Here is a 13,050-nt window from a genome sequence, read left to right as displayed (position 1 = left end):
AATTAATAACATTAAACTACTGTGAAAACTTACCAATCGCTGTAGGTGGTTTGCGTATTCGCTAGGCTAGATTGCTGCACCTTAGCGGCGAAATATTCCGAGGTTGGCTCATGACTAAGTACTTGCCCCAACTGTGCCTCTATTGCTGCTGTAACCTCAGCACAAGAAGCACCCACAATGCCAGTAACTTTCTCTTGTACCCGACCATCTGGATAAATTATGAACTCTAATGTCTCCATGCTCTTGGCAAACCACTATAGTACGCTTGAACTGTACTGCTTTAGCAAAAAGCTAAAATTATAGCCGTCGGAACTTTTCTACTTAGATACAAACTTGCCATTTGTTAACTAATGTTCCATCTCTCAAAATATATATCTCAGAATGTTTACAAAAATTATTAATTTTATGAGCGTATACGTCAGTTACTAGTTAGTTTCTCTTAACCTAATCAATTAGTCAAGTTCATAATTAATCCTCTAGGAGAAGTAACAAAAGTCCTAAAAACAAGCATTAGCAATAGTATAGCCAGCAAGTTAATTTACAAAAATATAAATTTTAGTGAAAAGCTTTATCATGATCATTAAGTTGACCCTATTCACCCAATGATTATTTAGAAGGTAAATAAGTAGTGTGAGATAGAGTGCAGTGTAACCCAAAAGTAAGATTTTGGGGTATGCGATCGCATTAGGATTTACATCTACATGCGTAAGTGTAATCCCACCCAGGCATCGCATTAGGTTTTTTATAAAGTCGCTTTACCTTGCATCTTCAACAGATTTTTAGACTGCGATCGCCACAATATATGGTGAGAGTTTTTAACCTAAGTATGTTCTAGATTTTTTGGTATCAACCCCACAGCAAGGCGATCGCTTTAGAGTTTATGTGTATGATGCGTAGGCGTAGCCAGCCGTAGGCATCGCTTTTTGCATTAACGCTTATCCTGTAACCATTTTCAATACTGAATCAGGAAATACTGACTCAAAATACTGTTACATTTTGAGTCTTTTGTATCACCTCCAGATATTACAGCTGCACTGAAATTTTAAATAGCTCACTCTGCAAACATCTCAGCCAAGGTATCGAGAACAGCTCTTTGTTCATGGTCACTAATTTGACCAAGCTGTTTGACCAATCTAGCTCTATCTACTGTACGAATTTGATCAAGAACAATCTGCCCATCTTTACCTTGAAACTGACAAGGTATGCGTGTGGGATATACTTGCCCCTTTGTAGTCATTGGAGCAACAATCACGGTAGCAATATGGCGGTTCATCTCGTCTGGCGAAATCACTACACAGGGACGTGTCTTCTGAATTTCACTACCAATCGTGGGATCGAGATTGACTAAGAAAACATCAAAACGCTTAACTACCATTCCCATTCAACCTGATCCCAGTCTGTTGCGCTTACGTCATCTAGCAGAACATCATCATGTTGCTCTGCCATTGCTGCAAAAGCTTCGTCCCATCCAACTCGTAATCGTGGTGCTGGGCGAACAATTAGGTGATCACTATAAACCTCAATTTCAACTTCTGTGTGAATACCACTTTGCTCTAACAGGGGCTTGGGAATACGAACACCTTGAGAATTACCGATTTTCACAATTTTAGTTCTAATAGCTGTGCCCATATTTAGGTCACTTATGATAAGAACAGTAATTACATTGTAGACACAGCTTTAGCAATATATCAAATGCAGCGAATCAATTACACTTGGAATTTAAATTATGTTTTCCTTGATCATGCTATGGATTGAGGCAGTAGTTACAAAGCTTACAAATGTCAACGACTGCATTTTCTGCATTTGGGATTAGATTAGTTAAATTAGACATAATTATTTTTAGACTATAATATTTTGGGTAATATGAACATGGAAAATGCCTGTACAAATTAAGTTTGATAGCCAAAAGGCTATTTGCGTTTAAAATACACAGGCACTTCAATTTTATTTTATTGCTATATATTATACAATAAATTATGGCAAGAGGGTATTTACTGAATTTTATTCAACTTTTTCAACTTAGTTAACGCTATTTTGCCTTACCGCCACCGAAAAATTTGTATATCCCGTATCCAATAGCTCCCGCAGCAACAACGGGTGCAGCAGCAACTATAGCAGTACCAGCGATTGCACCTCCCCCAACAACACTACCGATACCTGCAAGGGTACTCATAATTGCAGCACCAGAAGCACCAGCCGCTACTGTTACAGCACCAGCACCAGCCACACCAGCAGCAGCCCCAATGTTTGTAGCTGTTCTTGCAGCTGCACGAGCTTCACGTTCTTCCTCAGATAAATTCGGTTGGTCTTTGAACAAAGTTTCATTCATTATTTTTGCCCCAGCATAAGCTGGCCCTGCTGCCAATACCGCAGGAGCAGCCGCCATGCCACCACCAACCACACCACCTGCTGCCGCTAGACCCGAAGTAATTCCTGCTCCTGAAGTTGCTGCAACAGATAACCCTGTAGCAGCACTTACAGCAGCGCTCGCCGCCGCACTAGTCTCTGCAACCTTTCGTACAGTCTTTAGGTCTTTAATACCTAAAGTTTTTTCTACAGCAGTTTCTACACCTTTTTCAACAACTTTATTGGCAATATCTTCAAAACTCATAAATCAATTTTTCTTAATCTGGTGTGCGATCCAATACTATTGTGACAAATTTGATACTAGTTTTTAACAGTATTAGCACTGATATGATATCGCTAAATCCCAAATCACCAACGAATACTTTTCAGTAAAAAACGCATCGGTCAGCCGAAGAACCAAGGATAATAAAGCATAATTAGCCTCTATAGCTTTTAGCCATCAGCCACAAGCCAAAAACTGAGATGGTGAATGCTGAAAGCTGTTAAATAAACTCAACAAATTGACCATGAATACAGAACAAGCGAACAAAACAATCCGCATAGGAGTATTAGGTTTCGGCGGACTAGGACAAGCAGCCGCCAAACTACTTGCTGGCAAACGAGAAATGATTTTAGTCGCAGCGGCAGATCAAAAAGGCTATGCTTACGCCGCTGAAGGTTTAAATACTAAAGAATGCATTGCAACTTACCAGTCTCAAGGTTCAGTGGGTTATTTAGAGCCAGTTGGTAATTTAACAAATCACAGTATTCAGGATTTAATCGAAAGTACACAAGCTGTAGATGGATATTTTCTGGCTTTACCCAACCTACCTAATGACTTTATACCGACTGTAGCTAAACAGTTTATCGAATCCGGTTGGCGTGGTGTACTAGTAGATGCGATTAAGCGCACTAGTGCTGTAGAACAACTACTAGCAATGAAAGAGGAACTGCAAGCAGCCGGAATTACTTACATGACAGGATGTGGGGCTACACCTGGATTGTTAACAGCAGCAGCAGTAATAGCCGCGCAAAGCTACGCGGAAATTCATCAAGTAGAAATTACTTTTGGCGTGGGAATTGCCAACTGGGAAGCCTACCGCGCCACAGTTCGCGAGGACATTGGACACATGCCTGGTTATACAGTAGAAACTGCCAGAGCAATGACTGATACAGAGGTAGAAGCACTACTAGATAAGACTAATGGCGTATTAACTTTAGAAAATATGGAACACGCCGATGATGTGATGCTAGAAGTAGCGGGAATTTGCGATCGCGATCGCGTTACTGTTGGTGGTGTAGTCGATACTCGCAATCCCAAAAAACCACTCAGCACTAATGTTAAGGTAACAGGACGCACCTTTGAAGGTAAGATTTCTACTCATACCTTTACTCTCGGAGATGAAACCAGTATGGCAGCCAATGTCTGCGGCCCTGCCTTTGGTTATCTTAAAGCTGGTAGACAATTGCACCAGCGCGGTATCTATGGAATATTCACTGCTGCTGAAATTATGCCCCAGTTTGTTAGGTAATAATTAGAAGTTAGGAGTTAGGAGTTAAAAGTTTGAATTAAAAATTTAAACTTGTATGTAACTTCAGAATCTTTGGCTTTGCGGAAAATTTCCAACTCCTAGCTCCTCACCATTAATTCTCAACTTCTTCTAAGCTGGTGGAACTTCTGGAGATAAAGTGTCTATGAGATTATCCTCAACTAACCATTGAGGTGTTTCAATGACAAATGGTAGTTCCGCTCCTATAAGACCTCGCTGAATGCGTTCTGATGTCTCGGCAAAAACTACGAACAAAGGATATATAGTATTAGCTCCTTCACTTAAAACATGGCTGTGACGAGGAGGCATCAACCACTCATAGTCTTTGTCTAGAAAAACTTGGCTTTGTCGCCAGCGTCCTAACAAATCAGAAAAGTCTTCATGAGGACGATGAATAAAGAGCAAAATTTCTGCTCCAGTTTTAATTTTCCACTCAGGATCGCACATCAAAATTGCTACATCACAGGATAAGGAAGTCGCCTGTGGAACTTTCGTTATAGTGTTGCGGAGGCGAACAATTGGTAAAGGTATAGTGATAATACTTTCATCTGGACGACGCAGACTGGGAATCATTTCCAAGTATGGTCGATGTTGTTTTAATAAGGCGATCGCAGCTAGATGATTGCTATACTCTGCCAAGCTCGCTTCATAGTGAGATTTTTGCACAGGCATGGTTTTATCAATTATGAAGTATGAAGTTTAAAGGATGAAGTATGATATTTTACTATCTTCATCCTTTATTTGCTCATCACCTATCCCAACTTTTCAAACACCGCAAACATAGGCAGATACATCGCCAACAAAATGGTTCCAACCATTCCCCCTAGAACTACAATCATCACCGGTTCCAAAATACTAGTCATTGCTTTTACTGCTTGCTCGACTTCATCTTCATAGAAATCAGCAACTTTCATCAACATTGCATCTAATTCTCCAGTTTCTTCTCCGATACTAATCATCTGAATTGCCATAACCGGAAAAACACTATCTTTTTGTAAAGCAATGCTAATCATCCCTCCTTGTTGAATTTCTATACGGGCTGCATCTATAGCATTGGCAATTACTTGGTTTCCTGATGTATCTCGAACAATTTCTAAGCAAGTTAAAATTGGCACACCTGAACGAGTTAAAGAACCAAAAGTTCGGCTAAAGCGAGCAACTGAAGACTTTTGAATTAAGTCACCAAATAATGGCATCTTGAGAGAAAGGCGATCAATTGTTTGGCGGCCAACAGGAGTTTTATAGTACTGTGAATAGGCAATTTTCAATCCTACAAGAATAGCGATAAGTATGAAAACCTTCGGACTTCTCAAAAATTGGCTACAATCCATCAAGAATTGTGTTAGAAGTGGTAATTCAGTTCCAATTTCTGTAAAAATTTTTGCAAAAATGGGAATGAGAAAAATGGTCATACCAAGAAAAATAGCAACTGCTATACAACCCACAACCACTGGATAAGACAATGCTGATTTAATTTGGTTTTGTAAGCGGGCAACATCTTCTAACAACTTGGCTAAACGATTCAATACTTCGTCCAGAACACCACCAACTTCGCCAGCTTGAATCATACTCACATATAATCCATCAAAGCAGTCAGGATGCTTTCGCATTGACTCAGAAAGATTCATTCCACTTTGAACATCGTTGCTAATATCAACAAGCGCTTGTTTCAGTTTAGTATTACTACACTGTTCGGAAAGTACCCCCAAACTTCTAACGATCGCAACTCCCGCATTCATCAAAACGGCAAATTGACGGGAAAAAACAGCTTTGTCTTTAACAGATACTTTAACTAAGGAATTCTGGATTTTTTTCAAATCAAAGTTTGCTTGAAAACCTTGAAATTGTTTGATTTCTTGGACTACAAAACCTTGATCTCTGAGATTAGTACGGGCTTGCGTCAAGGATTCGGCAACAAATTTTTCTGTTCTGGATTTTCCTTGCGAGTCTCGAACACGGGCAACATAGGTTGGCATGGATTTAAAAATTCAAAATTCAAAATAGTCAAGGGTCAAAAATCAAGAGTTATTATTCCTCCACTCCTTCATCTCCCCCATCTTCTTCATCTTTTTGGTTACTTTAATGTGCTCTGGCAGCCGCATTAGCGCCAGGTTTCGCACCTGCTGCCTGTGGTGTAGCAGTACCGATCAGACGTTGGATTTCATCTGGCTTAGAAGTCTTAGACATCGCTGCTTCAAAAGAGATCGTTCCGGCTTTGTAAAAATCGGCTAAAACCTTCTCCAGCGTTTGCATTCCCAATTTGCCGCCAGTTTGAATAGCTGAGTAAATTTGAGATGTTTTGCCTTCTCGAATCAAGTTGGAAATAGCGGGGGTAACGATCAAAATTTCTTGAGCCATTACTCGACCATACTCACCAGGCTTAGGGTTTTTCTTTGGCACTAAGGTTTGGCTAAACACTGCTACTAGTGAGTTAGATAACTGCACCCGCACTTGGGTTTGTCTTTCATGGGGAAAAACATCGATAATCCGGTCAACAGTTTGTGCAGCAGAACTGGTGTGTAGCGTACCAAATACCAAGTGTCCTGTTTCCGCTGCGGAAATCGCCAAAGAAATCGTTTCTAAATCGCGCATTTCCCCCACCAGAACAATATCTGGATCTTCCCGCAAGGCTGCCTTCAAGGCATTAGCAAAGCTCTTGGTATCTTCACCTAGTTGCCGCTGGTGAACTAAGCTTTTGATTGGTTCGTAAACAAATTCAATCGGGTCTTCCACCGTTAAAATATGCTCTGCCTTAGTGCGGTTAATCAAGTCAATCATTGCCGCTAGGGTAGTTGTCTTCCCGGAACCTGTAGGGCCTGTCACCAGAATTAACCCTCTGGGCTTATCTGACATTTCCCGCACCACATCTGGCAGACCTAATTTTTCAAAGTTAGGAATTTTGGAACTTAATGCCCGTAAGCAAGCAGCATAAGCACCACGCTCTTTATAGACATTGACCCGGAAACGAGCCAAGCCCTTAACACCATAAGAACAATCCAACTCCCAGGTTTGTTCCAAAGTTTTGCGCTGGGTGTTGTTAAGCATACTAAAAATTAGCCTTTGACACTGATCAGCTGTCAACACCTCTTCGCCAATAGGTGTGAGTTTGCCACTAATGCGGAAATAGGGAGGTAAGCCAGCGGATAAATGCATATCCGAGCCACCCATTTCAACCAACTGCTCCATCAGGTCTTCGATCATCATTTCCATTGTTCTGTTTCCTTTTGTTATTTGTCCTCTCTTACAAAGTTCTATTCGCCGGAAGCCGGCGCTCAGACTTTGCGCTTTGTCATTTGTTTAAAATTACTAACTATCGGTTAATGACTAATGACTAATCCTGAAAACGAGATGTCATACAGTAAGGGCAATCTAGCCATTCTGGTTTTAATTCAGCATGACAAGTCCGACAGGTAAGACCACTTTTTCGTTTGGCTTTTAACTCTGCTTCCAAACCCGTATCAGTAAATGTGACTCGATCTACTTCTTCTAGAGTGGTAGCACCTTGTTTCACTAAGTCCAGGCTATAAGCCAGCAAGGTTTTCATTCCTTCTTCAACTGCAACTTCCTTAATACGTTCTGTTGGTGCATCTTCGTTGATGAGGGTTTGCAGATTTTCAGTCACTCGCATGACTTCATAAACACCACAACGTCCCTTGTAACCAGCACCATTACACGTTGGGCAAAGCTGATTTTTGGCTTTGGCTTCAGCGATCGCTTCTAATGTCAAACTGTTAGCTTTATAAAAGGTAACTCCCACATCTTGGGACGCTGATAGACCATAGCGAGCTAGTTCCTCAGTTGTAGGAGTGTAGGGAATACGACAATCGGAACATACACGCCGCACCAAACGTTGAGCCAAAACGCCAATCAGAGAACTAGAAACCATGAAAGGCTCAATGCCCATTTCTCCCAAACGAGCGATCGCTCCTGGGGCATCATTGGTATGTAAGGTCGTTAATACTAAGTGACCGGTTAAGGCAGCCTCAATTGCTGTTTTTGCCGTTTCTTTATCTCGCGTTTCACCTACGAGTAGCACATCTGGGTCTTGCCGCAAGAAAGCCCGCAACGCGGTAGCAAAATCCAGCCCTTTTTCGCGAATCACCTGTACTTGAGTAATCCCTGGAAGACTATACTCAATTGGGTCTTCCACAGTGCTGATATTAATTCCGGGATCATTCTTTTCTGATAATGCAGAATAGAGCGAGGTTGTTTTCCCAGAACCAGTTGGCCCTGTGACCAAAATTAGACCAAAGGGACGACTAACCATATCCTGGACAATCTGCAAAGTTTCAGGATCAGTAATTAACTTATTCAATCCGAGTTGGGTGGAGGAGTTATCCAAAATCCGCAACACTACCTTTTCACCGTAGCGACTGGGCAAGGTATTTACGCGGAAGTCTACTTTACGCCCCTCAAACATCCGCCGGATGCGTCCATCTTGGGGTAAACGCCGTTCGGCAATATCTAGATTAGAAATGATTTTAAACCGCGCTGTCACCGCCGGAATGATTTTTTTGGGTAGGGGATCGAAAGCTTCACGCAATACCCCATCTTTACGGAAGCGAATGCGTAAGTTTTCTTCTTGTGGTTCGATGTGAATATCAGAAACCTTCTCATGCAAGGCTTTAGCTAGAATTCTATTAACCAGATTGATGACTGGGGCATCCTCTGCACCCTTCATCGCTGCCCCTAAATCAGCCTCCATATCATCAGGGGCATCTTCTAAGTCGAGATTTCCAAGATTTTCTAAATCCTGATTGATATCTGTAAACTTTTCTTGTTCCAGGTGCTTTTGCCGAACAGCAAGTTCATCTAAATATTGGTTGATTAGCTGCTGGTAGTCTTCCTGGGTAATCACCATGCGCTGCAATGCCAAGCCTTGTGGGCGCAAGATGCGGTTTAGGTCATCGGAAGCCTCTAAATTATCCGGAGCGACCATTGCCACTAAAACTGAGGGCGGGGTTTGGTCTTCGTGTTTCGACAGTGGTACTAAGCGATGGCGACGACAGATATCTACTGGGATGAGGGTTTCAATCAGGTTCCCCACCATCGTATTGCCAACTTGGTTGACTTCCGGATCAAGGAATTCAACACCGTATAAGATTTTAAGTTCAAATAGCTGCTGTTTTTTGTATTGCCTGAGCAACTCAGGTGAGAGTTGTTGCCCAGTGATTGACTCTAGTACTTCTGTCAAGGGTCTGCCAGACTTGCGGCTTTCAATTAGTGCCTGCCTCATCTGTTCACTATTGACATAGCCAGATTGCACTAGCTTGTTGCCGAAGGGTGAAAACTCTGTTCTGGTAGTTAGAGCGGTACTGCGCCGTTGTGGTGACGAGTAAGTCATAAATGAGCAATGAGTACGGGAAACCTCTGATTAAAGTATTCCCAGCCTATGACACAGAATTCTCATTGACACTGATTAAATTCAATCCTCACTTCAAGTAGAGACGTTGCATTGCAACGTCTCTACTTGGTCTGTCTGTCACATTCTTTTTTTAAATTGGTATAACTCTTCGGTTTACCACCCTAGAGGCGTCTACGCTAATGCGTTCGTCATTTGTCACAATAAGAGGACGGTGACATTACTCCAGAAAAATATCGGCAACAAAATCAGCCTCAATTGCAAGCTTTTAATGGCAACGGTTGTAATTTGTGGTGACACACTGCCGTAAAAAGTATCTGGGAAGATTAGACAATGATGGACGAAAATAAACAGGTAAACTATACAAGCCAGCAATTGGGTGAACCAATAGAGGTAAAGCAAGCAATGATGAGCGACTCCCCAGCCCAAATCAACTCCAACGAATCTGGCAGCGAGGTTAGTGAGCAAGTGGCAGCCCAAACTAATGTACCGGGAGATACAGCTACTCTCAATCAAGAAAATGGCGTCGCTGCGACTGAGAAAACAGAAGTGGAAACGGCAGCTTTAACAGGATTGACTCAACAAATTGAAGCTCTCAAAGCACAACTAGAGGAGCGTAGTACTCAATATATGCGGATTGCCGCAGATTTTGAGAATTACCGCAAACGCACAAGCAAAGAAAAAGAAGACCTAGAGGCGCTAGTGAAGAGGAATACGATTACTGAATTGCTGCCAGTGGTCGATAATTTTGAGCGGGCCCGATCGCACCTCAAACCGCAAAGCGATGGCGAAATGACAATTCACAAAAGTTACCAAGGCGTTTATAAACAATTAGTGGATAGCCTCAAGCGCCTTGGTGTGTCACCAATGCGTCCTGAAGGTCAAGAATTTGATCCCAACCTGCACGAAGCAGTAATGCGGGAACCTACGGATGAACATCCTGAAGGAACAGTGTTAGAAGAGTTAGTGCGCGGATATTTCTTAGGCGATCGCGTGCTACGCCATGCAATGGTCAAAGTAGCTGCTCCAAAGGAAGATACACCCCCTACGGAGGAAAATCAGTCGAGTCCAGCCAACAGTTAAGCTGTAGTTGCTCGCCTCGCTGACCATAAGTGCCTTGGTTGTGGCAAGGGCGAGCATCGTAACTGAGGCATAAAAAAGATGAAGAAGATGAGGTACAAGAAGACACTAGAGAGCTTGGAACGTGCGGTAACGTACAGAAAAAGACTCTCCGTGTCTTCTATTTCTATTTACCCATTTTTAACAAAAATTATCTTTTGTCTTCGGTTCGAGCGAAAAAAGTTAGTCCGCCACATAATTACAGCAGAAAGACTCAGTAAAAATACTGGTAAGTATGGGAAAAGTTATTGGGATCGACTTAGGCACTACTAATAGTTGCGTCGCAGTATTGGAAGGTGGTCAACCACTTGTGATCTCCAATTCAGAGGGCGGACGAACTACTCCTAGTATTGTGGGATTTGGGAAAGGCGGCGATCGCTTGGTGGGCCAACTGGCAAAGCGACAAGCTGTAACCAATGCCGAAAACACAATCTACAGTATCAAGCGATTCATCGGGCGACGTTGGGAAGACACCGAAATAGAGCGCGATCGCGTACCCTACAACTGTGTCAAAGGTCGAGACGATACTGTTGATGTTCAAATTCGCGGACGAAACTACACGCCACAAGAACTATCCGCCATGATCCTCCAAAAGCTCAAACAGGATGCGGAAAACTTCTTAGGTGAAGCCGTAACTCAAGCAGTGATCACCGTACCAGCATATTTCACAGATGCCCAAAGACAGGCGACTAAAGATGCTGGTACGATTGCCGGACTAGAAGTTTTGCGGATTATCAATGAACCAACCGCCGCTGCTTTAGCTTTTGGGTTGGATAAACAAGAGCAAGAGCAGTTAATTTTAGTATTTGACCTCGGAGGCGGTACCTTCGATGTATCCATTCTCCAACTTGGGGATGGAGTTTTTGAAGTTAAGGCTACTTGTGGCAACAACCACTTAGGTGGAGACGACTTTGATAATGCGATCGTACGCTGGATGAGTGAACGCTTCCAGGAACAAGAGCAGCTTGACCTTTCCCCAGATAAAATGGCACTGCAACGCCTACGAGAAGCAGCGGAAAAGGCCAAGATTGAACTTTCTAGTATGGCCAGTACTTCCATTAACTTGCCATTTATCACCGCCGATGAAACTGGCCCGAAGCACCTAGAAATGGAACTCAGCCGCTCTAAATTTGAAGAGTTGGCAGGGAATTTAATTGCAGCTACCATCGAACCGATGATCCAAGCCCTCAAAGACGCAGACCTTAAACCACAAGACATAGATCGGATTATTTTGGTAGGTGGTTCCACACGCATTCCCGCAGTCCAAAACGCGCTGATCAAGTTTTTCAATGGCAAAGCTCCTGATCGCTCGGTCAACCCTGACGAAGCCGTAGCACTGGGAGCTGCTATCCAAGCTGGTGTCCTGGGTGGCGAAGTCGATAATCTTTTACTATTGGATGTTACCCCCCTGTCTCTAGGAATTGAAACTTTGGGTGAAGTGTTCACCAAAATCATTGAACGTAACACTACAATTCCTACGAGTAAGTCACAAGTATTTTCTACAGCAGTTGATGGGCAAACCTCGGTGGAAATTCACGTTCTCCAAGGTGAACGAGCAATGGCACGGGATAATAAAAGTCTCGGCAAGTTTCTACTGGCAGGAATTCCTCCATCTCCTCGTGGCGTGCCTCAAATTGAAGTATCTTTTGAAATCGATGTCAACGGAATTCTTAAGGTTTCTGCCCAAGATAAAGGCACAGGTAGAGAGCAGAGTATTAGGATTACCAATACGGGTGGGTTGAGTACTAACGAAGTTGAACGCATGCGTCAAGAAGCTGAATTGTTTGCTGAAGAAGACAGAAGACGCAAAGAATTGGTGGAACTTAAAAACCAAGGGGATAATCTGCTGTTCAGTTATGAATCCACTATCAAAGACAATAGCGACCTAATCGGTGAGCAGATGAAAGCCTTGGCAAGTGAAAAAGTTATACAGCTTCAAACTGCTATGACTGATTCTAGTATTTCCATAGCAGAATTTAAGCAGCGTTTAGAAGATTTCCAACAAACTCTGTTCGCAATTGGTGCCGATGTTTACAACCGTGCTAACAACCAAAGTGATGAGGTTGACGAGGCTCCAGCTAGTCTTTTGCCCTCAGAACTAGACCAACCGATGAATGGCACGCTAATACCACAATTTAATTTTGATTTTGACGAAGAAAGTACCGCTCAGGCTGATTACGAAGCGATAGATTAACATAAATTCGACAGACCTGTCCCTGCTTTGAACTAAAGTTAAAGTCTGTCTCTCTCGCATGCTAGAGAGGGACAGACTTTAACTTAGTAAAACCTCTAAGAGGTTTTTTTATTAGGTTAATTAGGGGACAGCACATGACCTGTCGAACTCGCATTAGATGAGGAGCGGGGAACTGAAGAATGGGAATAGATTATTCTCCATAACCTGTCACCTCTCCTCTAACCTCAATACTTAATATTTATTTATACCCTGACTTGATGAGCTGTTTTTCTCGCAACTGCATTATTTGCAAAGCTTTATATAGACACTTTAATATATCTAAATATATTGATAATCAACTGAGCGAAGTTTCACAAGACCCCAGCGGTTTGCTAGATTGTAGAAGCGAATTGCCGTCGGCTAGACGTTTTACCAGTACAAAGAGAAGTCTGATCGTCTGCTTCCGAGAAGTCCGATAGTCAGCTTTCTCCTTTACCCGC

11 protein-coding genes are annotated in these 13,050 nt (G+C 42.5%); 3 read left to right on the top strand and 8 right to left on the bottom strand.

Annotated features, from left to right (window positions below; translation table 11 throughout):
• Positions 1–29: 29 nt before the first annotated feature.
• From FNW02_RS04335 to FNW02_RS04320, 4 genes are all read right to left on the bottom strand, one after another.
• Positions 30–239: a DUF2997 domain-containing protein gene (locus FNW02_RS04335; RefSeq protein WP_191756350.1), complete on the bottom strand. Its 210-nt coding sequence runs from the start codon at positions 237–239 to the stop codon at positions 30–32.
• Between the two features lie 812 nt (positions 240–1,051).
• Positions 1,052–1,375 (bottom strand): type II toxin-antitoxin system PemK/MazF family toxin, encoded by a 324-nt coding sequence (locus FNW02_RS04330; RefSeq protein ID WP_225225414.1) that lies wholly within the window; start codon positions 1,373–1,375, stop codon positions 1,052–1,054.
• On the bottom strand, positions 1,369–1,629 hold the full coding sequence (locus FNW02_RS04325; RefSeq protein WP_191756348.1) for an AbrB/MazE/SpoVT family DNA-binding domain-containing protein: 261 nt from the start codon (positions 1,627–1,629) through the stop codon (positions 1,369–1,371). The genes FNW02_RS04330 and FNW02_RS04325 overlap by 7 nt, the downstream gene beginning before the upstream one ends.
• Before the next feature lie 400 nt (positions 1,630–2,029).
• Positions 2,030–2,611, bottom strand: coding sequence for an RNA polymerase subunit sigma-24 (locus tag FNW02_RS04320; protein ID WP_191756347.1), 582 nt, complete (start codon positions 2,609–2,611; stop codon positions 2,030–2,032).
• Between the two features lie 262 nt (positions 2,612–2,873).
• Between FNW02_RS04320 and bioU the strand changes: the two genes are divergently transcribed.
• Positions 2,874–3,878 carry a (S)-8-amino-7-oxononanoate synthase BioU gene (bioU, locus tag FNW02_RS04315; protein WP_191756346.1) on the top strand — a complete coding sequence of 335 codons (1,005 nt, stop codon included), beginning with the start codon at positions 2,874–2,876 and terminating at the stop codon, positions 3,876–3,878.
• Between the two features lie 129 nt (positions 3,879–4,007).
• On the opposite strand, the gene FNW02_RS04310 is transcribed toward bioU, so the two are convergent.
• The 4 genes from FNW02_RS04310 to FNW02_RS04295 all read right to left on the bottom strand — a co-directional run bounded on the left by FNW02_RS04310 (position 4,008) and on the right by FNW02_RS04295 (position 9,240).
• Positions 4,008–4,568 carry a hypothetical protein gene (locus FNW02_RS04310; protein ID WP_191756345.1) on the bottom strand — a complete coding sequence of 187 codons (561 nt, stop codon included), beginning with the start codon at positions 4,566–4,568 and terminating at the stop codon, positions 4,008–4,010.
• Positions 4,569–4,648: 80 nt separating this feature from the next.
• Positions 4,649–5,872, bottom strand: a complete 1,224-nt coding sequence (locus FNW02_RS04305) for a type II secretion system F family protein (protein ID WP_191756344.1) — start codon at positions 5,870–5,872, stop codon at positions 4,649–4,651.
• 103 nt (positions 5,873–5,975) lie between these two features.
• Complete coding sequence (locus FNW02_RS04300; RefSeq protein ID WP_191756343.1) at positions 5,976–7,106, bottom strand: type IV pilus twitching motility protein PilT; 1,131 nt, start codon at positions 7,104–7,106, stop codon at positions 5,976–5,978.
• Between the two features lie 121 nt (positions 7,107–7,227).
• Positions 7,228–9,240 (bottom strand): GspE/PulE family protein, encoded by a 2,013-nt coding sequence (locus tag FNW02_RS04295; protein ID WP_191756342.1) that lies wholly within the window; start codon positions 9,238–9,240, stop codon positions 7,228–7,230.
• 351 nt (positions 9,241–9,591) lie between these two features.
• On the opposite strand from FNW02_RS04295, the gene grpE reads away from it, so the two are divergent.
• On the top strand, positions 9,592–10,341 hold the full coding sequence (gene grpE, locus FNW02_RS04290) for a nucleotide exchange factor GrpE (protein WP_191756341.1): 750 nt from the start codon (positions 9,592–9,594) through the stop codon (positions 10,339–10,341).
• A 271-nt stretch (positions 10,342–10,612) separates the two neighbouring features.
• On the top strand, positions 10,613–12,571 hold the full coding sequence (gene dnaK / locus FNW02_RS04285; protein ID WP_191756340.1) for a molecular chaperone DnaK: 1,959 nt from the start codon (positions 10,613–10,615) through the stop codon (positions 12,569–12,571).
• The last annotated feature ends 479 nt before the right edge of the window (positions 12,572–13,050 follow it).

The organism is Komarekiella delphini-convector SJRDD-AB1 (assembly GCF_014831675.1).
Lineage (GTDB): Bacteria > Cyanobacteriota > Cyanobacteriia > Cyanobacteriales > Nostocaceae > Komarekiella.
The sequence above is the reverse complement of the archived record's forward strand: the minus strand, read 5'-3'. Positions and strand labels throughout refer to the sequence as shown.